The sequence below is a fragment of the Shewanella oneidensis MR-1 genome (genome assembly GCF_000146165.2).
In the GTDB taxonomy this organism is placed as follows: domain Bacteria; phylum Pseudomonadota; class Gammaproteobacteria; order Enterobacterales; family Shewanellaceae; genus Shewanella; species Shewanella oneidensis.
Window position 1 is genome coordinate 139,367 of record NC_004349.1, and the last position, 22,247, is coordinate 161,613.

The window sequence follows — 22,247 nt, forward strand, 5'->3', positions numbered from 1 at the left end:
ACCCACAATCAAAACTGGTAACTCTCACCTTTTCAAGGCGATGTGTCAGATCAAGTCGAGACTAATTCAGCTAAGGAGATTAATCACGTTTTGGACTTGGCCGCAGTATATCCGTGTCAATTGGTATAAATGATGCTATAGGAACTGGCAGTAGTGTTCAAATTTCTGCGTCATTTCTTTAAACTATACCAAAAAGAAGGGCCGCCGGGATTCTTCCCCTCTGCCAAATCAGGCCTAATTATTTGTTATAGTTAACAATATCCTAAAAGTATCAACTTTACCATTTTGCAAAAAAACAAGCTCTGCGTCGAGAACCATCTAGCACATCGAGTTTACCATTCACTTATCTAGCGACAGCAGGGTAAAATTGCTGGAAGGCTAATGAATCAAGATCTTGTAGAGAATTAACATTTAGAGGGGCCGTTTTCCAAGCGGCCCCTAACAGTACCCTCAAAGATCACTAAAAATAAGTCATAAAATTTTGGCGGTTTTCCGCTTACAACCCCAGGACGGAAATTTCGGCGGTTCCGGCGTAGAACCCCTAATTGTGTCTACACTGACACCCATCGTGGCAGCAAATTCGGCCTGCGTCACTTTAAGCAGATCTTCACGGATTGACTTAACATCAGCAACTTCATAACGAGTTACTCGAGCGGGCTTTTTGAGACCATGATGAATTTCTACCGCTTCTTCAAGGGAGGCTTGAAGTTCGTTAAATATACTCATTTGCTCTCTCCTTTAAGTGATTGAACGATTAGTTTTAATTTGGCCTTTTCTTCCGCTGTTAGGCTATCTTTAACTGCTTTTGGATAAGCGAGCACCAGGTAAATTTTATCGGCGAGCTTTAATGCTTCTACTTTAAATACAGCAGTATGAATTTTACGCATTTTGTGTGTTGACATGGTTTCACCTCGTTAAATGATTTTACTCACTTATCAAGATGTCCAAAAGTGTTGGTACGGATCATTATTCACAATCCCTTAATTGTGAAATGAATGTCGGTGTGTGTCTTCCCACAGAGCAGAATTTTATCACCAAACTGGGTATGCAACAGAATTATGCGAATGTTAAATAATAAATCCCCTAGAGTCGTAAAATTCTAGGGGGGTTATTTCAAATATCTAAGCATCTTTCTTTAATTTACGTGAGTAAATCAGTAGATAAAGTGCGGGTAGTAGAAACAGTGACAATAATGGGGCAGTAACCATACCACCGACCATAGGTGCGGCAATTTTCTGCATCACATCGTTACCCGATCCTGCACCCCACATAATGGGGAGTAGGCCGAAGAAGATGGTCGCTACTGTCATGGCTTTGGGGCGGATCCGCATAACGGCACCTTCCATTAACGCTTCTTTTAAGTCGCTGACGCTGTGGTAATTATCTTTTTCTTGCCTGTGCTTGATGGCGTTATTGAGATATACCAACATCACCACCCCAAACTCGGCGGCGACACCCGCTAAGGCAATCATACCGACAGCGACGGCCACTGAGATGTTGTAATCCAGCAGATACAACAACCAAGTGCTGCCGACCAATGCGAAGGGGAGGCTTAGCATAATAATGCTAGCCTGAATGGTGGAGCCGAAGGTCATCATCAGCAGGATGAAGATGACGGCTAATGCCATAGGGATCACTTGTTTAAGCTTAGCATCGACCCTTTGCATATATTCGTACTGACCCGCAAAGCTATAGCTGTAACGGGGTGGGACGACGAGTTCGGCATCTAAGGCCGTTTTCGCGGTGGCAATATACTCACCGATAGAGGTGCCCTCGATATCGATAAACACCCAAGAGATTAAGCGGCCATTCTCACTCTTTAACATAGGCGCGCCATCGTTAATTTCGATGTCGGCCAAGTTACGTAGCGGCAGATAATGCCCCGACTTAGTGATCACAGGGAGTTCGCGCAGCTTTTCGATATTATCGCGTAGCTCACGGGGATAACGCAGGTTGATTGGATAACGTTCGGCGCCTTGTACCGACTCACCAATATCCATACCGCCAATGGCATAACGCACCACATCTTGAATATCCTGCAACGTCATACCGTAACGTGCGGCCACATCCAGTTTCGGACTGATATCGATATAACGGCCGCCGCCACTGCGTTCGGCGTAGGCCGATTTGGTGTGTGGCACTTTGCTTAAGATAGCTTCAATCTTAGTGCCAATGCTTTGCAGTTCGTTGACATCGGCCCCAGTGATCTTAATGCCGACAGGGGTTTTGATCCCCGTCGAGAGCATGTCGATTCGGGTTTTGATGGGTTGCACCCAAGCATTGGTGAGTCCAGGTACTTTTACGGTTTGCTGTAGCTGGGCAATAATGCCATCTAAGGTCATGCCTTCACGCCATTCGTCATGGGGTTTAAGCATGATAGTGGTTTCAAGCATAGTCAGCGGCGCGGGATCGGTCGCGGTTTCGGCGCGGCCTACTTTGCCAAACACGCGGGCCACTTCGGGCACGGTTTTGATTAAACGGTCGGTTTGCTGCAGCACTTCGGCGGCCTTGCTGGCACTGATGCCGGGTAATGCCGTTGGCATGTAGAGCAAATCGCCTTCTTCGAGTGTGGGCATAAACTCGCTGCCCATGCGGGTCATAGGATACCAAGCGCTGGCCAGCGCGATTAACGCTAACATCAGGGTGACTTTAGGGAATTTCAGCACCAGTTTTAGTGAAGGTTGATAAATCGCGATCAAGAAACGGCTGATGGGATTGCTACGTTCGCTGGGGATTTTGCCGCGAATAAAGTAACCCATCAAAATCGGCACTAAGGTGATCGATAAAAAGGCCGCCGCTGCCATGGCGAAGGTTTTAGTGTAGGCCAATGGCGCGAATAATCGACCTTCCTGCGCCTCGAGCGCAAACACAGGTACAAAGCTTAAGGTAATAATAATTAATGAGAAAAATAACGCAGGGCCGACTTCAATCGACGCTTCGGTGACGATGCGCCAATGCTCTTTCGTATCGGGTTCGCGATTATGATCCGCTTTAAAATGCTCTAAATGCTTGTGCAAGTTTTCGATCATTACAATCGCGCCGTCCACCACGGCGCCGATGGCAATGGCGATGCCGCCAAGGCTCATGATATTGGCGTTAACACCCATTTTATTCATCACAATAAAGGCGATTAGGATAGATAGCGGCAGGGTGATCACGGCCACGAGTGTGGAGCGCGCATGCAGCAAAAACAGCAAACAGACTAAGCCGACCACCAACATTTCTTCGACGACCTTGCTAAACAAGTTGTCGACGGACTTAAGGATCAAGTGAGATCTGTCGTAGGTTGGGATAATCTCAACCCCATCGGGCAGGCCGGCTTTGAGTTCTTCGAGTTTTGCTTTCACCGCATCAATCGTCGCTAAGGCGTTTTCGCCGTAACGCATCACCACAATTCCGCCAACGACTTCACCTTCACCGTCGAGTTCGGCTATGCCGCGGCGTGAAGCTGGGCCTTTACGCACAGTAGCAACATCTTTGAGGGTTAAACCTGTGCCAGAGGGACTGGTGATGCCAAGGGGGATTTCACGAAAATCCTCTAGCGTCTGTCGATAGCCTTTGGCGCGTACCATATACTCGGCTTCAGCCATTTCGATGACCGAGCCGCCAGTTTCGCTATTAGATTTTTCTATCGCATCTTTAATGCTGGCGATATCCAGTTTATAGATCGCCATTTTGTCGGGTTCGAGTACGATCTGGTAGGTCTGCTCCATACCACCAACGGTGGCGACTTCAGACACGCCCGCCACGCTTTGCAGCTCTAGCTTGAGGTACCAATCCTGCAGACTCTTGAGTTGCGATAAATCTAAATTGCCGGAGCGATCGACCAGCGCATATTCAAACACCCAACCAACGCCAGATGCATCTGGGCCGAGGGAAGGTTGCACATTTTGCGGTAAACGGCTGCTGATCTGACTCAGGTATTCGAGCACCCGTGAGCGAGCCCAGTAAATGTCGGTGCCTTCTTCAAAAATTACATACACGTAAGAGTCGCCAAACATGGAATAACCACGCACGGTTTTAGCACCAGGTACGGCTAACATGGCGGTAGACAAGGGATAAGTCACTTGTTCTTCAACCAATTTTGGCGCTTGACCCGGATAAGGGGTTTTAATGATCACTTGCACATCGGATAAATCCGGCAGCGCATCGAGCGGCGTTTTTCGCAGCTCCTGTACGCCCCAAACAGTGATCATGATGGCGATAATCAACACCATAAATCGCTGCCTGATGGACGCCTCGATAATATATTTCAACATAACGCGCTCCTAGTGCTGATGACCGCTGCTTAAACGCATTAAACTGCCCTTGAGGCTAGCCTCGGAGTCGAGTAAGAATTGCCCCGAAATCACCACACGTTCACCTTCATTCAGGCCTGAAATAATCTCGGCCTTACCTTGGCTCATCATGCCGACAGTTACGGCCTTGGCGGTAAAACTGTCGTCGGTTTGCTTGACGATCACGCGGTTTTCTTTGCCCGTTTGAATTAAAGCTTCCTGCGGGATTACTAGCACATCTTTATTCGGGCCACCGAATAGTGAGACTTTGGCGAGGGTTTTAGGTCTTAAATCTACCTCGGTATTGTTGAGCACGACTCGTACTCGCAGGCTGCGAGTGACAGGATCAAGCTCAGGGTAGATGTAATCGATCGTGCCTTCGATACCGCTGATATTCATGGCGGGAACGGCAATTTCGGCCTTCTGACCTTTGGCAATCCAGCTTTGCTCGTTCTCAAAGACGTCGGCAATCACCCAGACTTTAGAGAGATCCACCACAGACATGACTTCGGTCGACGGTTGAATATACATGCCATCGCGAATGTCGAGAGCCTTCACTATGCCGTCTTCTTTGGCGTAGAAAGGTACTCGATATTGGGTTTGATGTGACTCGGCTAATTGTTTGATTTGCCTGTCGTTAAAGCCAAGAAAGGATAAGCGTAAGCCCGCATTGCGCACCAAATCTTTGTAGCGGCCTTGGCCGTTTGCTTTAGCAGTATCCATAGCGAGCAGGTAGTCATCTTGGGCGTTGATTAAATCGGGGGAATAGATCTCGTAGATCAGTTGGTCTTTCTTGACGGTATCACCCACGGATTTGAGCATCAGTTTTTCAATCCAGCCAGTAACGCGGGCATGGATATGGGTGATTTGGCTTTCGTCATAGTCGATTTGACCGACGGTTTCGACAAATTTCCACAGTGTGTCGCGTTCAACCTTGGCCACCTTTAACGCCAACGCTTGCTGCATGCTGCCGGATACATTGATGTTGATTTCTTGGGTATTGCCGCCCGTTTCGACTTTTTCTAAGTTCATACCGCAGATAGGGCAAGTGCCGGGTACGTCACTGATAATGTGGGTATGCATAGGGCAAACGTACTTGATTGTTGTCTCGTTATTTTGAGCTTTAACTAAACTGTCGGCCTTAGGTGTTGGGGTATCGAATACCTGACTCGCAGCTTTGGCGGCAGAGGTGTGCCCATGCTCAGAGGTTTGGTGATCTGCGGCTTGATGCTGTGCATGCTCGGCCGCAGGGTTCGAGGCATCAAGTTTCTCAACTAAAAACATATTGCATTTAGGGCAGCGACCCAGCTCATGGCTGATCACTTCGGGATGCATAGGACAAGTGTAGGTTTTGACTTGATTTAACAGATTATTCTTAGGCGCAGTTGCAGAATTTGCTGCCGCTTCGGTCGCCGTGTGCTCTTGTGTGTTCGCCAGCTGGGCATGGCTCAACCAAGGCGTACTGATGAGTAAGCTACTCAAGATCAGTACGGCCTTAGGGGCCTGCTTTTTTACTGTATTAAATTGGTTCATATGCCTCATCTCCTGCCTAGCTTAGTGGTGTTCGTGCGCGTTGTGCATCGTACCTTCAGCCGTTTTTACTTCCGTCGCCTTTGGCTCTAAGTCCATGCCACATTTAGGGCAAGTATCGCCTTTATTGCCAGTCACTTCAGGGTGCATAGGGCAAACATGGGTATGGGCTTGTTGCTGTGGATTGGCATTGTCGTGTTGATGTGCGTGCGGCGCGGCCGTTGCAAACACGCTTGTACTGGTCAGCAAGAATGCGATTAAGGCGAGATTAGTTAGTGTTTTCATATTATTCACTCCATCGGATTAATGGCCGAATATGAGCGCATAACGTCAGTGAGCACAGTGGATCAAAGCGGTTCGTTTCGATAGACGGATTGATGCCACAATTTGGCATTCGGCTCAGTAATCAACGTTTTGCTAGACTCGGGTGCACGATTTAATGATAAGGCACCACAATAAACGGCTAAATAGGGCGTTAGCTTAGGGCTAACAGCATTGTCGTTTTAGCTTGGTCGTTTGGCTTTTTTAAGGGTTTATTTGCCCAATAAGCACAAAGTAGAGCTAGGCTATCGGTGGTTTAAAGGCCGAAGACAAAGAGATAGAGTGGAAATGAGGCATAGGAGTGGCCATTGCAGTATCGCTCATACTCACACTTGACCAGAGGTGTGGGCTGAATAGAGTGCCAGCGACTGAAATCGTCAAACAATGACCACAATCATTGGAACATGATGTGGTGCCATCACAGCAATGCTGTTTCGCGCCGGGAAGCATTTTATCGTTGCAGCAATCTGTGTTGGCCATTGAATGTGAGTCAGAACTGTTCTCCGTGTCCATCTGCATCATTGTAGCGTGGTGCATTTGGGAGGGAACCTCATGATTCATCGCACTCATATCCATAGTGTGTGGCACCATGGCGTGACCATTAGACATGACACTTTGCCCGACGAGTGCGAGTAGAGTGAATATGACTAAAAAATAACGACCGAGTGTGTGATGCATGAGTCTTCCAAATGATGAACGGCTCGATTCTAGCATAGAGGCATTATGCTGTAATGATTTAACTCACACTTCAGCACATGCCTCAGATTAAATATTTAACTCATCTAAATTAGAAAGCGGGATTGCTGACTAACATTTTCACCATCAGTTGGCTGTGGCTTTGTAGTGGATATTCGCCCGCTTTGTCACCATTAATACTGAGTTGAATCGTTGGATATTTAATAAATTGGCGCGCTTCAGCTTCAGTCATTATTTTGGGCTGGGTGATTTGGTAGCTATCATTCGCCTTCACATCTAGCACTAAGTAAAGCGGCTCTGATTTAACCCAGTTGCCACTATCATCGGCGCGATAATCAAATATCTCCTGATATTTTAGCTCGAGCAGTACTTTCCCTGCAGAGAGTTGGATAGGTTTAAAAGGCTTCGCTGGCACACCATTGATACTGATAACACTGAGCGCATCAGTGCTTTTTAAGCTGGCGGCAGTGACAGTCGCGCTACTTAATAAGGCACCGATAACGAAAGTAAGGCCTAGTAAGCTTTTGTTCAATAAAGTGGTTTTCATAATAAACTCCAAAAATTCTCTGTACCTCGTTGCGGTGCGAATATGCAGCAGCGCAATCAAAGGTGTTTAGTCGGTTTTACGTTGAAAAAAACGAAAGACGTTACAGTGAATTGGAGGCTGTGTGATGAGTCCAAGATCGGCAGTTTTCATCGCCCAGCCTTGGATGGCAATACGCTTGCTTGCTGGGTTGGCGAAGGTCAGTTCTAGTACTGCAGGCTCAATGTAAAGTGATGATACGCAATGGGTTTGACAATGACTTGTCATGCTATCTTGGCAGTATTGCAAACAATCGGATGTGGAACAATCTGGCATGGTGCAGTTCATTTCTGCGTCCATCACCAGAATGATTTGACCGCTGCGGCCACTAGTGCTGGCTGAAGTTGGCATAGCATTCACCATCGCCGATTGGGCAATTAGCGAAAATAATACTGCTATGGTGATCCAAAATTTAGCCATGAAAACTCGGAAAATTAATTATCTATCATTATAGTATAGCCGATAAAATTTCATACATTATCAAATTTTTTATTTTAATGATTAAAAATATTAACTATGTCACATTTCTATTTTCTAGGAATGATTTTAAAAATTGTTAATTCTCAAGGGGCTCTACGTGGGAACCTCCGAAATTTCGGTTCTGTCGCAAACTGATATTTAGCGGGGCTTTGTTCGCTGACTCGATTTAGGAAAAAAGCCTAAAATGGAACCTATTATCTAAACGGATAATAGGTTTTTTATGAGACGGGAATATGGATTAGTGGCTATGCCCCTGAGATAGGTTGATCATTATCACACCAAGAGCAACCAACAACATGCCAATCCAAGCTGTCATGTCCAGATGCTGACGATAGAAGAGTGCTGACAGAAGTGTCACTGTAACAATAGCCATTCCAGCCCAGAGCGCATGTACGACACCGACAGGCATTCCCTTCATCGCCTGGCCTAAGAAAATAAAAGCCGTCAAATGCCCCAAAATCACCATGACAGCAGGGATTGGTCGCGTGAAGCCATCGGTCGCCTTAAGCGCCACATGAGATAAGGCTTCAGCCATGACACCCAGTAATAGAAAGATCCAACTCATAGTATAAGCCTTAAATTTAAAATGTTCGGCAGAATAAGTCCGCTGCTTTGAGCGAAATGATGATTTGTTGCGGCTATTATATTGATATTGACGTAGATGATAATCGAGTAAAATAACAAATGATTTTTACTCATTCGTAATAAAAATGGGTAGCCAAAAATAAAAAGGTGTCGCCACAAATGACAACACCTTTTCAGTCAGATCTTATTAGTTAAAATAAGTTACTGGTTTAAGTTTAATTACTTGCCCAGATGCTCGGCATGAAAACGCAGATGGTTTTCGATAAAGCTGGAGATGAAATAGTAGCTATGATCATAACCTTCTCGATAATTAAGCTCTAGAGGGTAACCCTTAACCTTAGCTGCAGCTTCGAGCACTTCGGGCTTCAACTGCTCAACAAGAAAGTTATCGGCGTCACCTTGGTCTACCAGAGCCGGTACAAATTGGGCCGCCTGGCGCATCAAGACGCTGGCATCATATTCCATCCATGTCGCCGAATCTCGGCCTAAATAGGTAGTCAACGCCTTCTTGCCCCAAGGACAATTAATCGGGTTACTGATCGGGCTAAAGGCCGATACTGACTGGTATGCATCAGGGTTACGCAGCGCGACAACTAACGCACCGTGCCCGCCCATTGAGTGGCCCGCAATAGAACGTTTATCACTGACAGGGAAAATAGATTCAATCAGTTTTGGCAGTTCATCGACGACGTAATCGTACATGCGGTAATGGCGATTCCACGGTGCCTGCGTCGCATTGACATAAAAGCCCGCCCCTTTACCAAGATCGTAGCCTTCATCATCGGCGACATTCTCGCCTCTGGGGCTGGTGTCCGGTGCGACGATAGCAATACCAAGCTCTGCAGCCAGTGCTTGTGCCCCCGCTTTCTGCATAAAATTTTCATCGGTACAAGTCAAACCTGAAAGCCAGTACAGAACTGGGACCTTCTTGCCACTTGATGCTTGTGGTGGCAGATAGATAGCGAACCGCATCCCACAATTTAACGTTTGGGAGTGATGACAATACTGTTTATGCCAACCACCAAAACTCTTACTAACACTAATATTTTCAATTGTCACGCTTGGGTCTCCTTAATCGCTCCGACTTAGCCTGTGGTAACACTGATTAAGCCGAAGCTGCAGGATGAATTATCTTATCGATGAGTATTACTTATCAAAATGAATAACAGTACGGATACTCTTACCTTGGTGCATAAGATCAAACGCATCATTGACCTGCTCAAGACTCATGGTGTGAGTGATGAAGTCACTCAACTTAAACTCACCCGCCAGGTAACGTTCGACATATTCTGGTAGTTCAGAGCGACCTTTAACACCACCAAATGCACTGCCTTTCCATACACGACCCGTGACTAACTGGAATGGACGAGTCGAAATCTCTTGACCTGCACCTGCAACACCAATAACTACTGACTCACCCCAACCTTTATGGCAGCACTCAAGTGCAGAGCGCATCACATTAACGTTACCGATACACTCAAACGAGTAATCGACGCCGCCGTCGGTCAACTCAACAATCACGTCTTGAATTGGCTTGTCGTAGTCTTTCGGGTTAATAAAGTCCGTAGCACCCAATTTACCGGCTAACTCAAACTTACTTTCGTTAATGTCAATAACTATGATGCGAGACGCCTTAGCCATAGTCGCACCGATAACTGCCGATAGCCCTATACCACCCATACCGAAGATAGCAACCGTAGCACCCTCTTCAACTTTAGCCGTATTCATTACCGCGCCCATACCGGTAGTCACACCACAACCCAACAAGCATACTTCTTCAAGTGGCGCATCAGGGTTCACTTTTGCTAGTGAGATCTCTGGTAATACTGTGTATTCAGAGAAGGTCGAGGTTCCCATGTAGTGGTAGATTATCTGGCCATCTTTCGAAAAACGGCTAGTACCGTCTGGCATCAAACCTTTACCTTGGGTTTCGCGGATCTTCTGACAAAGGTTAGTCTTGCCAGACTTACAGAATTTACATTCGCCACACTCAGGTGTGTAGAGTGGAATAACATGGTCACCTACTTGAACACTAGTCACGCCCTCACCAATGGACTCGACGATACCGCCGCCTTCATGGCCAAGAATACAAGGGAAGATACCCTCTGGATCATCACCAGAAAGAGTAAAGGCATCGGTATGACAAACGCCAGTCGCGATCATCTTGACGCGTACTTCACCCTTCTGTGGTGGCATAACATCGACGATTTCGATCGATAGTGGCTCGCCTACAGCCCAGGCGACTGCGGCTTTAGATTTAAGTATTTGTGCTGTCATCTTAATATCCTAAATTGATAATATTTGAATAGCGGTCTTACCGAATAAGCGCCATGGTTAATATACAACTATTATAGCTAGCGCTCCGAGATTAATAATCCCTCCGTTATGAAAATTACTTTTACTAGAGGGTAACAATTGATTGTTGCCTCCTTTGCAATAAGTAATGGCATGGCAGACCTAAGCATCTAGTTTTAGAAAACAAATAAGCCAAACATTAACTAGGGTCTGTTGATCTTTGCTGTACAAATGTTCTTCAGCAATACATCGGCAACCACATTAACATAAACGCCAGTGACACCATACTGGCGTAATTTCTTGCTAGCTTGTCATATCTTGTTGATATTGCTCGATAGTGTTTTATTCTTCCAAAAGCATTCTCCACTAAATGTCGATACCGATATAAGCACCAATCGACTCTTTCTTGAGGTGTATTCTTATAGCGGCGCCTTGGAATAACAGATTTCCCGCCTTTATTGGCGATAAGTTCACGAAAAGCATCGCTGTCATAACCTTTATCTGCAATGACGGTATCAACCTGCTTCAGGTGCTCAATTAAGCTGGGGGCGTGTGTAATATCGTGTTTTTGGCCTTCTGATAATTCGAAATAAATCGGTAATCCTCCGCTGTCGACGGCTAAGTGAATTTTGGTTGAATTACCGCCTCGACTTTTACCAATACTCTCATTACTTAGCGTCGCTGCACCTGCACTGTGCTGGTGAGCTCGCACTATCGAGCCATCAATAAAGACCCATTCTATATCAGCAAGGTTGGCTAAGGCCTTGAATAAATGTGCTAGAACGCCTTTCTTAGACCATAAATGAAACCGTCTAAAGACCGTGCTCCAATGACCGAACTCTTTAGGTAAATCTCGCCAAGGGATACCTGTTCTAAGGCGGTAAAGAATACCTTCGAATGTTTGTCTATGTTCAGGTTTGTCATAAACACGGCCTGTGCTTTTCATTAAATGAAATAGCTTTTCCCAGCGTGCATCGGTTAGCATAAGTCTTGGCATGGCTTGAGGTTATGGTTACTTTTGGCGAAGCAAATTATAACGTCTTGGCATGCTGTCTAAAAATCACTCTCGAAAGATCAACAGACCCTAGTACTGGCACGGCGATGAACCTTGCTTACCTCTTTTTGTCTTTTATCCGACTTACTTTGGCAGCCAACACAGAGTCGAACGCCTGCAACTGCTTTTCTTCGAGCCTCAGGAATTGGACATTTACATTCCTCACAAGAAAGTAGACTTTGACCGACTGGTAATTGACTCCTAGCTTTGGCTACGCCATTCTTAACACTGTTGTCTATTTGATCTTACACCGTCATCCAAATGCCATTATCTCGACTAACCACCAGTCATCAGGTTCTTCTACCCATTATTAACTAATCAAGCTTAGAGTCGCTTGAAGTCAATCACTCAACGGATGAATGAGATTGAATAGGTAACACCCAACGCTATAATCACAGCTGCCGACGCCCATACATATTCTGGTCACACCTCTTTAAAATCTAAGACGATAATTTTTCTTGTGATGCTCATCTGTGCGGTCGAAATAACTATCTGCGCTAGTTAACTACAGTAGGGTTGCAACAATACAATATCGCCGGATAACCGGACATAACGTGCTGGAGCCATGACCTTTTAGAAATAGAAGTGCCAGTGCACTTTATAGTAGTAATTATATTCAAGGCTTTCTTTAATTCTTTCAATGCAAGTTTCGCACCTATAAATTTTATTTCGTTCCATCAATGTATATATCGATCATGGCTATCGCTGAAATCTGACATAAAAAGTGCCATAACGCTTTTTTTATTAAATCCCGTTCCTCCCAGAACGGGAATTGATTGATGAAACAGAAACGAACTTAGCCGTTATTCGCTACATGAGTAGCGATGGCATCCATCAATACAGGAGATAAGCAGTCGTAAGGTTTAAGTCCCAACTCTTTAAGGGTGTTACGTACATCCCCCATGGATTCAGGCGCTGCGCCCGACTCTATGATCGATGACACAAACGCCGCAAACTCTGGTGCAGACCAACCTTGTTCTGAAGATAGTTCCGTATGGACAAAATCTAAACCATGGAAGGGGTGGCCCGTGTTTTCTATGCGGCCAAACATATGCGTACCGCACTCTTTGCCGGCATAACGCTGAATAGTTGCCGATTTGTCGATAATGATCAATTTATGGGGATTTTCAGTGACGCTCACCTAGTCACGTGCGACAACGGCGACTTGAGAAAACAAGGCTCCTTCTGGCTTCCAACATTTGCTACAACCGCAAACATGATTGTGGGCAGTCTGAGCACCAACGGTAACTTCAACGGGCTTACTACTGCACTTACATAATAAATAACCGCCAGAAAAGTCATCACGACCGGCAATAATACCGTTATCGACTTGAGGGTGAATTAAAGTTTTAATAGTGATTACTCCATGGATATTTAGTTAAGACAGCCTCCACCTGAAGCTGTCTGTCTGGTTTGAATTACATAGCTTTCTTGAAAATATTAATAATATCTTCAGTGGTTGCCTTTCTTGGATTTGTTAAGGAGCAGGCATCATTCAGGGCGTTGATTGCCATAAACTCAAGCTTGTCCTCCTTAACACCAAGGTCAGACAGTTTCTGATCTGTACCAACCGAAGCGGATAGCTTCTCGATAGCAAGGATGCCAGATTCAGCAGCATCGATTAACGTCATGCCTACAGTATCTACACCCATTGCTTTCGCCACCTCGGCAAAACGCTCCACTTTTTCAGCCGAGTTAAAACGTGACACTACCGGTAACAAGATGGCGTTACAGAGACCGTGCACCAGGTCATAGACACCACCGAGTTGGTGAGCCATCGAGTGTACATAACCTAATGAAGCATTAGAGAATGCCATACCGGCAAGGTACTCACCGTATTGCATAGCCTCACGAGCTTCACGATCTTCACCATTGTCGACTGCCGCTTTCAGGTTTTGGGCAATAAGTTCAATAGCTTTAATTGCTGACGCATCGGTTATTGGCGTTGCTGCCGTCGACACATAAGCTTCTACCGCATGAGTCAATGCATCCATACCAGTCGCTGCCGTGAGGAACTTAGGCATTGCAACCATCAGCTCTGAGTCGTTTACTGCAATTATTGGGGTCAGGTTTTTATCTACAATCGGGTATTTAGTTTCATCTTCCTCATTGGTCACGATGGCAAATATCGTCATCTCCGCTGCAGTGCCAGCTGTAGTATTCACCGTCACCAGAGGAAGTTGTGGCTTAGCCGACAGATGAACCCCTTTAGAGTAATCACGAATGTGACCGCCGTTGGCTGCGACCAATGCGATGCCTTTAGCACAGTCATGTGAAGAACCTCCGCCGAATGAAATAACGAAATCACATTTTTGCGCTTCGAGCAGAGCTAAACCCTGAACAATATTTTTTTCTGTTGGGTTCGGCTTAACGCCATCAAAAATTGCGAATGCGATATCGTGGGCAGATAACTCATCTGTCAGCTTATCCACCAACTTGATATCTACTAATGCCTTATCTGTAACAATCAGTGCCTTGTTGAAGTTTCTTGCCTGCAGTTCTGTGCCTAACAATTTGATAGCATGTTGTCCCATCAGAGACATTGGAGGCATATAAAATGTAGTACTCATTTGTCTTTCCTTGTATTGAATAAAAAAGGGTAAATTTGCTAATGGGTCGAGAGTTTTGAGGCGATAAGCTGGCCTGGGTTGATGTCAAAGCCTGAATATCTTTGTCTGTATTACTTGGACGACAAGGATTATATTCCACTCAAAAGTAATGATAATCCCATTATTTTGGAAATATCTTTTCCTTCTCAGTAACAATTTTGAATGTAAAAAGCGCTATCTCTATGTGGTGTGAGAACAAAAGAAAATTCACTTTTTATTTAAGATACAAATTGCATCCACAATATTTTTGACGATAATGAGTGTTATTGAAGGCTTATAATTACTAGGAAGCAACAATGTTTAATTGGGAAGGCGTTAGCGAATTTGTAGCCGTTGCAGAGGCAGAGAGCTTTACTAAGGCTGCAAAACAGCTTGGGATATCTACCGCGCAAGTCAGCAGGCAGGTCAGCGCATTAGAAACCCGAATGGCTACTAAGCTGTTTCACCGCACCACACGTAAAGTGTCGGTGAGCGAAGTGGGCCGGATCTATTATCAACACTGCAGACAAGTGCTGGATGGATTAGAAGAGGCCGAGCGCGCGATTACTAATTTACAGAGTACACCGAGAGGGCTGTTAAAAATTACCGCCCCAGTAACTTATGGTGAAAAAACGCTTGTGCCGCTGGTGAACGATTTTATCGCTAAATACCCAGAGCTTGAAGTAAAGATAAATCTAACGAATCAGAAGGTCGACTTAATCGATGATGGGTACGATCTCGCCATTCGACTCGGACAGCTTAAAGACTCGAGTATTATGGCCAAAAGACTAGGCTCAAGAACTCAATATGTCTGCGCCTCCCCAGATTATGTTTCAACTTTTGGAATACCTCACTCACTGTCTGAGCTGGAACAGCATAACTGTCTGTTGGGAACATTAGATTACTGGCGATTTCAGGAAAATGGAAAGACGAGAAATGTCAGGGTTAAGGGTAATTTGACCTGTAACAGTGGCTATGCACTCGTTGATGCCGCGATAAAAGGCATAGGCATCATTCAGCTACCTGAGTACTATGTATTGCCTTTTTTAGAAGATGGACAGCTTGTTCCACTGTTGGAGCAAAACCGTCAACCTAAAGAGGGGATCTGGGCACTCTATCCTCACAACCGGCACTTATCACCTAAAGTGCGCATGCTACTTGATTATCTGAGTGAAGCTCTGAGTTAAGTTCTGAGTCCGTGGGAACTTGAGCATCGAGACTATAAAATTTTCTGTGTAAGTGGCTGTTGATCATAACGACACACGGTCACTGTACATGATCATAAACTGCGTCATGGCAGGCTTCCAATCTCGTAGTGGCATTGTCCACTTTTTAGCAATCTGGTGTAAAGCCAGATACAGTAACTTCAGCACCGCGTCATCGCTCGGAAATGACCGTCTGGTCTTGGTCACCTGACGTAGGCTGGCATTGAGTGATTCGATGGCGTTGGTGGTGTAAATCACCTTGCGGATTTCCGGGGGATAGTCGAAGAAGGGGTCGCCTCAGAAAACGGAAAAAATCGTACGCTAAGCCGGTGATAGAGGTCGTAGAGGCCTGAATTTACCTGAACCTATCTTGGCGCTGCTGCGCCACAGATAATCCCCTGTCAGGTTGATGTGCTCCCAGCCTAGCGGCGATAGGTACTGCAATAACTCTTCATCGACGGCATGTCCCTTGGCACGTAACCCATGTGCCACCCTTTCCAGATAGACGGTGTTCCATAGCACGATGGCGGCAGTCACCAAGTTAAGGCCACTTGCCCGGTAACGCTGTTGCTCAAAACTGCGGTCACGGATCTCCCCCAGTCGATTGAAAAACACGGCACGAGCCAAGGCGTTACGAGCCTCCCCCTTATTCAGTCCGGCATGTACCCGGCGGCGGAGCTCGACACTTTGCAGCCAATCCAGAATGAACAGCGTGCGCTCGATACGCCCCAATTCGCGCAAGGCGACCGCCAAGCCATTCTGACGTGGGTAGCTGCCAAGCTTCCTCAGCATGAGTGAGGCCGTCACCGTTCCCTGTTTTATCGAGGTAGCCAGCCGCAAGATCTCGTCCCAATGTGTACGGATTAGCTTGATGTTGAGCGTCCCGCCAATCATTGATTTCAATCCCTCGTAGGTGACATCGCGCTTTGGAATGTAGAGCTTGGTCTCACCCAAGTCGCGGATACGCGGTGCGAAGCGAAACCCCAACAGGTGCATCAACGCGAAAACGTGATCGGTGAAGCCAGCCGTGTCGGTGTAGTGCTCTTCGATCCGTAAGTCAGATTCATGGTAGAGCAGGCCGTCGAGCACGTAGGTTGAGTCGCGCACACCGACATTGACCACCTTAGTATGAAATGGTGCGTACTGGTCGGAAATATGCGTGTAAAAGGTCCGTCCTGGACTACTGCCATATTTCGGATTGATGTGCCCCGTACTCTCCGCCTTGTTGCCGGTGCGAAAATTCTGGCCGTCAGAGGAGGATGTAGAACCATCGCCCCAATGTTCGGCAAACGGATGCCGGTACTGCGCATTGACCAGCTCGGACAAGGCCGCGCCATAGGTTTCGTCACGGATATGCCAGGCTTGCAGCCAAGCGAGCTTGGCATAAGTCGTTCCTGGACACGATTCTGCCATCTTGGTCAGACCCAGATTGATCGCATCGGCAAGGATAGTCGTCAGTAGCAGGTTCTTGTCCTTGGCCAGAACACCAGATTTCAGGTGTGCGAAGTGCCTGGTAAAGCCCGTCCATTCGTCCACTTCAAGCAGTAACTCAGTGATCTTGACGTGCGGCAGGATCCTAGCAGCCTGATCGATAAGGCGCTGCGCGGTATCTGGTACTACTGCATCCAGCGGCGTTATCTTTAGGCCAGAGGCCGTGATGATGGCATCCGGTAATTCGTTAGCCTGCGCCATGCTGTTGACGGTGGCGAGCTGCGTTTCCAATTGCGTCAGCCGTTCATTCAGATACTGCTCACAGTCGGTGGCTACGGCCAGCGGCAATTGATTGGTCTGCTTGAGACTGACGAATTTCGCGGGTGGTACAAGGTAGTCCTCGAAGTCCTTGAACTGGCGCGATCCCTGTACCCAGATGTCACCGGAACGCAATGCGTTCCTCATCTCCGACAGCGCGCATAGCTCGTAGTAACGCCGGTCGATGCCGGTATCGGTTATCACCAGCTTCTGCCAACGCGGCTTGATGAAATCAATTGGCGCATCTGCAGGTACTTTTCGGGCGTTGTCGTTGTTCATGCTGCGCAGTACTTCGATGGCCTCCAATACACCTTTGGCAGCCGGTGCGGCCCGCAACTTTAGCGCGGTGAGGAAGGTCGGTGCGTAACGGCGTAGTGTGGCGTAGCTCTCACCGAGACGGTACAGGAAATCGAATTCCTCGGGCTGCGCGAGCGATTGTGCCTCTGTCACGCTCTTGGCAAAGGCCTCCCAGGATATGACGCCCTCGATAGCAGCAAACGGATCATCACCCGCTTGCTTAGCGTCGATCAACACTTGGCCGATACGGCCGAACAGGCGCACCTTGGCATTGATAGCCTTCCCCGATGCCTGAAACTGTTTCTGATGTCGCTTCTTGGCATCATTGAACAGCTTGCCCATGATGCGGTCATGCAGATCAATAATTTCATCTGTAACAGTGGCCATCCCCTCGATGGCTAGCGCAACCAAAGTCGCATAGCGGCGTTGTGGCTCGAACTTGGCCAAATCGGCGGGGGTCATCTGTCCGCCTTCTCGGGCGATCTTGAGCAATCGGTTTTGGTGGATCAGACGATCGACACCAATAGGAAGATCAAGCGCCTGCCATACCTTGAGTCGTTCGATGTGCTCAAGCATGTGCCGCGAATTGGGTTTGACCGGAGACAGGCGAAGCCAAGCCAGCGTAGTCGTTTTGTTGTTGTCCCGAAGCTTGAGCAGATCATCGAGCCGGTGGCGGTGCGAGCCTGATAGTGGTTCGGTCAAGGTGTCGTAGATACGCCGGTTTGCACGGGTTAGAGCCTCGGCACAGACGCGCTCGACAACATCTAACGTTGGCAAAATGATGTGTTTATGACGCAGCGTCTCGACTACGCTGTTGGCCAACACTATGCCCTTGTCAGTCTGCAAGGCCAGTTCGGTCGTGGTATGGACAGCCTGCCGATGGTGCACTTGACTAAATGGTTCCATGCCAAGATACACCCGCAGTTCGAGCAAGTGCTCGCGCCGTGTCTCCTCTCGCTCGGCATACTGCGGCCAACATACAGGATCGAGCTGTAACTGTTGTCCTATCCATTGCAGCAGAGGCATTGGCACCGTAGCGTCGGGCAACAAGCCCTGGCCTGGGAAGCGCAGCAAGCATAACTGTACCGCGATCCCCAAGCGGTTAGCATCACCGCGCCGCTGCCGTATCAGTGATAGATCGGGTTCGCTAAACGTATAGTGGCGGATCAGTTCGTCTTGGGTATCGGGTAACACCAGCAGGCTGTCTCGCTCTGCGGCGGATAGGATTGAGCGGCGAGGCATGCGGTTTCCTTCTTCTTGAAAACGTAGGTTTGTAAGAGCAACGACAAGAGCTCTCGGACACAACAGCAGATCAAGGGGTTATGATTCTCAAAAATCATTCTTGAAATATTATTCTCAGTTGCATATCATTTCAACGAGTTTTGATAATAAGGAAATAGCCATTATGAGACCATCCGCAGTGCTCGCTCTTAAGCGAAGCGTTATTCGTGAGACCGCGAGTCGTTTTCGCGTAACCAATCCACGTGTTTTTGGTTCAGTGCTCGATGGGACAGATCTCGATGGTAGTGATCTGGACTTATTAGTTGATGCCCTCCCTGGAGCGACACTTTTTGACTTGGGAGGTTTACAAGATGAACTTGAATCGCTGCTCGGCCTTCAAGTTGATCTACTGACCCCTGGCGATTTACCACCGAAATTTCGAGCCCAAGTACTCGCGGAGGCACGACCTGTATGAAGGTGAACCGTTTACCTGATTATCTTGACCACATGCACCAAGCCGCTTCCGATGCGTGTTATTTTGTTGAAGGGTTGGATAAAGATGAATTTTTAGTGGATAAACGTACCCAACAGGCTGTCATCATGAGTCTGATCGTAATTGGTGAAGCATCAACTAAGGTGATGGACGGTTATTCTGAGTTTGTCATTGCCCATTCAGACGTTCCATGGCGTAGTATGCGTGGAATGCGCAATCGCATTGCTCATGGTTATTTCGATATAAACCTTGATGTGGTTTGGGATACGGTACAAACGGCGCTGCCAACATTATTATCGCAGCTGGCAGCGGTTAGATATGATGTAGATAAAAATGAAGGTCATGATTTATGCTGATCGGTTATGCAAGAGTATCAACACAAGATCAGCACCTAGAACTTCAGCGAGAAGCCTTGCTTAAAGCGGGGTGCGAAAAAGTGTTTGAAGATACAATCAGTGGTACTCGGGCTGACAGGCTTGGTTTGAGCAAAGCCCTTGAAATACTGCGCGAAGGGGATACATTGGTTGTTTGGAAGCTGGATAGATTGGGCCGGTCAGTCAAACAACTGGTAGAGCTGGTCAGCGATCTGCACAAACAAAACGTCCAGTTTAAGAGTCTCACCGATTCTATCGATACCGGCACGCCATCGGGCCGATTCTTTTTTCATGTCATGGCAAGCCTCGCAGAGATGGAACGAGACTTGATCGTCGAAAGAACCCGTGCGGGGTTGGACGTTGCCAGACAACTCGGTCGTAAAGGCGGTCGCAAGCCGAAGATGACCGACAGCAAGATCGAATCAGCCAAAAAGCTATTAGCCAGTGGAGTCCCCCCCAAGGATGTGGCTAAGAATCTTGGCGTGTCGGTTCCTACGCTATACCGCTGGCTCCCTGCCTCTGCGCATGCTTAGCGTACGATTTTTTCCGTTTTCTGAGGCGACCCCATAAAGGCACAGGGTTGAGGGCGGAACAGGGCGAAGGAGGGGTTTATCGGGCGCCAGTGGCATATTCATTTGAGGGTGGGAAAGCCCCGCGGCTGATGTTCAGGGGTGGGGCGGCTCACGCGGGCTGTCAGACTGCTGCAAAAGTTCAGATGATAGGGATCTTCCAGAAAAATAATTAGTCTAGATATTTAAATAACAATGGCTTATGTTAATAAAAATGAAATTCAACATTTAACAATATGAAAAACTTATTGATTTTTAGCTTTATTCTACTTGCTGTAGCATTTTCAATTACGCAAATATCCCCTTATTACCACAAATATTCCTACTGTAAATTGCAATCAGAAGAACAAACTCAACCTAACTATGGTTACAAATTACCAAAGGAGTTTGAAAATATTGGCAAAAATTCAGATACAAATAACCTGTCCGATAAAGATTTAACTCAACTCAAGAAAGAACGGGAATTGTCATTTCAAAAGTGCATGACAAAATAGTCAGATCCGCATTTCTAGCTGGTCGCGTTCGCGCAAGCTGTGGCGCTTGATATAGTCGTTAACTGTCGTTGATGGTTCATCGATCAACTTGGCAATAGAACGGATACTCAAGCCCTTATCTAAATAGCTTTCAATCGCTTTACGATGTTTATCTAACTTGGTCTTTTCTGCCTGGCCGGCTGGGCGACCAAGTTTCATACCTGCAGCCTTACGGGCGGCTAATGCTTCTTTGGTACGCAGGGAAATAAACTCGCGCTCAATCTCTGCCGCCAAACCTAACACGGTCGCGGTGATCCGACTCTGCATCGAGTCATCGAGGATCATTTTTTGTTTGGCGATATACACATGAATTTGGCGTTCGGTGCAAAATTCGAGGATTTCGAGCACTTGTAATGTGCTGCGGGCCATGCGCGAAACTTCGGCAAATACAATCACATCCTTTGGGGCCAGAGACTCTAACAAATCACCGAGTTTTCTCGCACGCCATTTGTGCTTACCGCTTACTGTATCTTCAACGAATGAGAGATTACTCAAACCATGTTGATTAGCAAACTCTAAAATACCGTGTTTTTGATTATCAACATCTTGTGCATCTGTTGATACACGTAAATACGCATAATTTGCCATAAGTCACCGTTCGGCCTTATATGATTTAATTCGAACACCTTAATTATAGTGTAGCAATAGGTTTTATTCGAACAAAATCACGTGATTTTAACTGCATTCTAAGGCGTCAGGCAGTAAAATTTTTGGATCGCGAAAGATCCTGCGTATTGAAGATGATTAAGTTACAAAATCAAATTAGGTTTTGGGTAACATGGGTTCCGTTCTAAAGATAATGTGCTGTTTTTTATCCTGCAGTGAACGCAAATACACAGGTTCTGATTCAGAAGCACGGTAACTTTTATCAATCATCGCGGTATCATCAAGATGGGTGATCAGTGCTTGAATGGCTTCTTTGTACTTTTCAGGCACCCGCATTACCACGGTTTTTTCATACTTGGTTTTGCGTCCTGCTCCTGGACGAAAGCCACCGTGATTAGGATTTTTAGTTTTTTCTTCTTCCATGCTCTGCTCCAAAATGATTAAGTTACATAATCAACTATAAATGATAATGTAACAAAATCAAGTTTTTCTCTCTGCTAAGCCGCTTTTGCTTTTTAACTAAACTAACAGCGCGTTTGCAGGTAAATGGTCGGAGACAAAACCAAGTTACAGCGCGGCTTTGGCTGTTGTTATCGCCCGTAGCGCAGCTACGAATTGGCGAAGCCTTTATCTTTGCTCTTTGGGGGGCGCCGGAGCGAGCGAAGCGAGGGGAAGGGCCGGCGGGGGCGAAGCCCCCAGGAGGGGTTCATACTCCGCAAAATTGAAAAGTTTTGCACAGGCCAGATCCAATAAGATCCATCTTTTAAGATCCAAAAAGATCCTAAGAGATC

General features: G+C 46.8%; 21 protein-coding genes and 4 pseudogenes. 5 read left to right on the forward strand and 20 right to left on the reverse strand.

Translation table 11 applies throughout. From position 1 onward, the window contains the following. Positions 1-249: 249 nt before the first annotated feature. The 3 genes and pseudogenes from SO_RS23365 to SO_RS22835 all read right to left on the reverse strand — a co-directional run. Positions 250-421 (reverse strand): annotated as a pseudogene (locus SO_RS23365) (ParB N-terminal domain-containing protein); the annotation flags it as partial. A 50-nt stretch (positions 422-471) separates the two neighbouring features. Further along, complete coding sequence (nadS, locus tag SO_RS22830; RefSeq protein WP_011074463.1) at positions 472-726, reverse strand: NadS family protein; 255 nt, start codon at positions 724-726, stop codon at positions 472-474. After that, complete coding sequence (locus tag SO_RS22835; RefSeq protein ID WP_011074440.1) at positions 723-902, reverse strand: hypothetical protein; 180 nt, start codon at positions 900-902, stop codon at positions 723-725. Before SO_RS22835 ends, nadS begins: the two co-directional genes overlap by 4 nt. Before the next feature lie 38 nt (positions 903-940). Here SO_RS22835 and SO_RS23600 point away from each other — a divergent pair. Continuing rightward, positions 941-1,054 (forward strand): annotated as a pseudogene (locus SO_RS23600) (hypothetical protein); the annotation flags it as partial. Positions 1,055-1,121: 67 nt separating this feature from the next. Here the strand turns inward: SO_RS23600 and SO_RS22840 are convergent. From SO_RS22840 to SO_RS22900, 13 genes and pseudogenes are all read right to left on the reverse strand, one after another. Further along, a complete protein-coding gene (locus tag SO_RS22840; RefSeq protein ID WP_011074441.1) occupies positions 1,122-4,259 on the reverse strand; it encodes an efflux RND transporter permease subunit in 3,138 nt (1,045 codons plus the stop codon). A 9-nt stretch (positions 4,260-4,268) separates the two neighbouring features. Next, complete coding sequence (locus SO_RS22845; protein WP_011074442.1) at positions 4,269-5,810, reverse strand: efflux RND transporter periplasmic adaptor subunit; 1,542 nt, start codon at positions 5,808-5,810, stop codon at positions 4,269-4,271. Positions 5,811-5,831: 21 nt separating this feature from the next. Continuing rightward, positions 5,832-6,092: a heavy metal-binding domain-containing protein gene (locus SO_RS22850; RefSeq protein WP_011074443.1), complete on the reverse strand. Its 261-nt coding sequence runs from the start codon at positions 6,090-6,092 to the stop codon at positions 5,832-5,834. A gap of 276 nt (positions 6,093-6,368) precedes the next feature. Continuing rightward, positions 6,369-6,806 (reverse strand): hypothetical protein, encoded by a 438-nt coding sequence (locus SO_RS22855; protein WP_164925952.1) that lies wholly within the window; start codon positions 6,804-6,806, stop codon positions 6,369-6,371. A 109-nt stretch (positions 6,807-6,915) separates the two neighbouring features. Next, on the reverse strand, positions 6,916-7,371 hold the full coding sequence (locus SO_RS22860) for a DUF2057 family protein (protein ID WP_011074445.1): 456 nt from the start codon (positions 7,369-7,371) through the stop codon (positions 6,916-6,918). A gap of 66 nt (positions 7,372-7,437) precedes the next feature. Next, positions 7,438-7,827 carry a hypothetical protein gene (locus tag SO_RS22865; RefSeq protein ID WP_011074446.1) on the reverse strand — a complete coding sequence of 130 codons (390 nt, stop codon included), beginning with the start codon at positions 7,825-7,827 and terminating at the stop codon, positions 7,438-7,440. Positions 7,828-8,125: 298 nt separating this feature from the next. Continuing rightward, complete coding sequence (locus SO_RS22870) at positions 8,126-8,452, reverse strand: DMT family transporter (RefSeq protein WP_011074447.1); 327 nt, start codon at positions 8,450-8,452, stop codon at positions 8,126-8,128. 239 nt (positions 8,453-8,691) lie between these two features. Continuing rightward, positions 8,692-9,531, reverse strand: coding sequence for an S-formylglutathione hydrolase (gene fghA, locus SO_RS22875; protein ID WP_011074448.1), 840 nt, complete (start codon positions 9,529-9,531; stop codon positions 8,692-8,694). A gap of 87 nt (positions 9,532-9,618) precedes the next feature. Further along, positions 9,619-10,749 (reverse strand): S-(hydroxymethyl)glutathione dehydrogenase/class III alcohol dehydrogenase, encoded by a 1,131-nt coding sequence (locus SO_RS22880; RefSeq protein ID WP_011074449.1) that lies wholly within the window; start codon positions 10,747-10,749, stop codon positions 9,619-9,621. A gap of 256 nt (positions 10,750-11,005) precedes the next feature. After that, a complete protein-coding gene (locus SO_RS22885) occupies positions 11,006-11,764 on the reverse strand; it encodes an IS5-like element ISSod6 family transposase (protein ID WP_011071076.1) in 759 nt (252 codons plus the stop codon). Positions 11,765-11,841: 77 nt separating this feature from the next. Continuing rightward, positions 11,842-12,060 carry a TraR/DksA family transcriptional regulator gene (locus SO_RS22890; protein ID WP_164925960.1) on the reverse strand — a complete coding sequence of 73 codons (219 nt, stop codon included), beginning with the start codon at positions 12,058-12,060 and terminating at the stop codon, positions 11,842-11,844. Between the two features lie 557 nt (positions 12,061-12,617). After that, positions 12,618-13,175: pseudogene (gfa, locus tag SO_RS22895) on the reverse strand (S-(hydroxymethyl)glutathione synthase). Positions 13,176-13,239: 64 nt separating this feature from the next. Beyond that, positions 13,240-14,391 carry an iron-containing alcohol dehydrogenase gene (locus SO_RS22900; RefSeq protein ID WP_011074450.1) on the reverse strand — a complete coding sequence of 384 codons (1,152 nt, stop codon included), beginning with the start codon at positions 14,389-14,391 and terminating at the stop codon, positions 13,240-13,242. 335 nt (positions 14,392-14,726) lie between these two features. Between SO_RS22900 and SO_RS22905 the strand changes: the two genes are divergently transcribed. Further along, positions 14,727-15,596 (forward strand): LysR family transcriptional regulator, encoded by an 870-nt coding sequence (locus tag SO_RS22905; protein WP_011074451.1) that lies wholly within the window; start codon positions 14,727-14,729, stop codon positions 15,594-15,596. 63 nt (positions 15,597-15,659) lie between these two features. On the opposite strand, the pseudogene SO_RS22910 reads toward SO_RS22905, so the two are convergent. Both SO_RS22910 and SO_RS22915 read right to left on the reverse strand, forming a co-directional pair. After that, positions 15,660-15,905 (reverse strand): annotated as a pseudogene (locus tag SO_RS22910) (transposase); the annotation flags it as partial. Between the two features lie 30 nt (positions 15,906-15,935). Then, positions 15,936-18,902: a Tn3-like element ISSod9 family transposase gene (locus tag SO_RS22915; RefSeq protein ID WP_011074356.1), complete on the reverse strand. Its 2,967-nt coding sequence runs from the start codon at positions 18,900-18,902 to the stop codon at positions 15,936-15,938. A 163-nt stretch (positions 18,903-19,065) separates the two neighbouring features. Between SO_RS22915 and SO_RS22920 the strand changes: the two genes are divergently transcribed. The 3 genes from SO_RS22920 to SO_RS22930 are packed head-to-tail and all read left to right on the forward strand — an operon-like array spanning position 19,066 to position 20,281. Then, positions 19,066-19,356 (forward strand): nucleotidyltransferase family protein, encoded by a 291-nt coding sequence (locus SO_RS22920; RefSeq protein ID WP_011074357.1) that lies wholly within the window; start codon positions 19,066-19,068, stop codon positions 19,354-19,356. Then, the gene (locus SO_RS22925) at positions 19,353-19,730 is read left to right on the forward strand and encodes a HepT-like ribonuclease domain-containing protein (RefSeq protein ID WP_011074358.1); all 378 of its coding nucleotides are present in this window, start codon (positions 19,353-19,355) and stop codon (positions 19,728-19,730) included. Before SO_RS22920 ends, SO_RS22925 begins: the two co-directional genes overlap by 4 nt. Then, on the forward strand, positions 19,724-20,281 hold the full coding sequence (locus SO_RS22930) for a recombinase family protein (protein WP_011074359.1): 558 nt from the start codon (positions 19,724-19,726) through the stop codon (positions 20,279-20,281). The genes SO_RS22925 and SO_RS22930 overlap by 7 nt, the downstream gene beginning before the upstream one ends. A gap of 530 nt (positions 20,282-20,811) precedes the next feature. Here the strand turns inward: SO_RS22930 and SO_RS22935 are convergent. Next, positions 20,812-21,438, reverse strand: a complete 627-nt coding sequence (locus tag SO_RS22935) for a recombinase family protein (protein ID WP_011074453.1) — start codon at positions 21,436-21,438, stop codon at positions 20,812-20,814. Positions 21,439-21,612: 174 nt separating this feature from the next. Then, complete coding sequence (locus SO_RS22940) at positions 21,613-21,879, reverse strand: hypothetical protein (protein ID WP_011074454.1); 267 nt, start codon at positions 21,877-21,879, stop codon at positions 21,613-21,615. Between the last annotated feature and the right edge of the window lie 368 nt (positions 21,880-22,247).

What these genes read in the sequence shown, in the direction of transcription:
- nadS (WP_011074463.1), bottom strand. Translation starts at nt 726, where the DNA reads ATGAGTATATTTAACGAACTTCAAGCCTCCCTTGAAGAAGCGGTAGAA.
- SO_RS22835 (WP_011074440.1), bottom strand. Translation starts at nt 902, where the DNA reads ATGTCAACACACAAAATGCGTAAAATTCATACTGCTGTATTTAAAGTA.
- SO_RS22840 (WP_011074441.1), bottom strand. Translation starts at nt 4,259, where the DNA reads ATGTTGAAATATATTATCGAGGCGTCCATCAGGCAGCGATTTATGGTG.
- SO_RS22845 (WP_011074442.1), bottom strand. Translation starts at nt 5,810, where the DNA reads ATGAACCAATTTAATACAGTAAAAAAGCAGGCCCCTAAGGCCGTACTG.
- SO_RS22850 (WP_011074443.1), bottom strand. Translation starts at nt 6,092, where the DNA reads ATGAAAACACTAACTAATCTCGCCTTAATCGCATTCTTGCTGACCAGT.
- SO_RS22855 (WP_164925952.1), bottom strand. Translation starts at nt 6,806, where the DNA reads ATGCATCACACACTCGGTCGTTATTTTTTAGTCATATTCACTCTACTC.
- SO_RS22860 (WP_011074445.1), bottom strand. Translation starts at nt 7,371, where the DNA reads ATGAAAACCACTTTATTGAACAAAAGCTTACTAGGCCTTACTTTCGTT.
- SO_RS22865 (WP_011074446.1), bottom strand. Translation starts at nt 7,827, where the DNA reads ATGGCTAAATTTTGGATCACCATAGCAGTATTATTTTCGCTAATTGCC.
- SO_RS22870 (WP_011074447.1), bottom strand. Translation starts at nt 8,452, where the DNA reads ATGAGTTGGATCTTTCTATTACTGGGTGTCATGGCTGAAGCCTTATCT.
- SO_RS22880 (WP_011074449.1), bottom strand. Translation starts at nt 10,749, where the DNA reads ATGACAGCACAAATACTTAAATCTAAAGCCGCAGTCGCCTGGGCTGTA.
- SO_RS22885 (WP_011071076.1), bottom strand. Translation starts at nt 11,764, where the DNA reads ATGCCAAGACTTATGCTAACCGATGCACGCTGGGAAAAGCTATTTCAT.
- SO_RS22900 (WP_011074450.1), bottom strand. Translation starts at nt 14,391, where the DNA reads ATGAGTACTACATTTTATATGCCTCCAATGTCTCTGATGGGACAACAT.
- SO_RS22905 (WP_011074451.1), top strand. Translation starts at nt 14,727, where the DNA reads ATGTTTAATTGGGAAGGCGTTAGCGAATTTGTAGCCGTTGCAGAGGCA.
- SO_RS22915 (WP_011074356.1), bottom strand. Translation starts at nt 18,902, where the DNA reads ATGCCTCGCCGCTCAATCCTATCCGCCGCAGAGCGAGACAGCCTGCTG.
- SO_RS22920 (WP_011074357.1), top strand. Translation starts at nt 19,066, where the DNA reads ATGAGACCATCCGCAGTGCTCGCTCTTAAGCGAAGCGTTATTCGTGAG.
- SO_RS22925 (WP_011074358.1), top strand. Translation starts at nt 19,353, where the DNA reads ATGAAGGTGAACCGTTTACCTGATTATCTTGACCACATGCACCAAGCC.
- SO_RS22930 (WP_011074359.1), top strand. Translation starts at nt 19,724, where the DNA reads ATGCTGATCGGTTATGCAAGAGTATCAACACAAGATCAGCACCTAGAA.
- SO_RS22935 (WP_011074453.1), bottom strand. Translation starts at nt 21,438, where the DNA reads ATGGCAAATTATGCGTATTTACGTGTATCAACAGATGCACAAGATGTT.
- SO_RS22940 (WP_011074454.1), bottom strand. Translation starts at nt 21,879, where the DNA reads ATGGAAGAAGAAAAAACTAAAAATCCTAATCACGGTGGCTTTCGTCCA.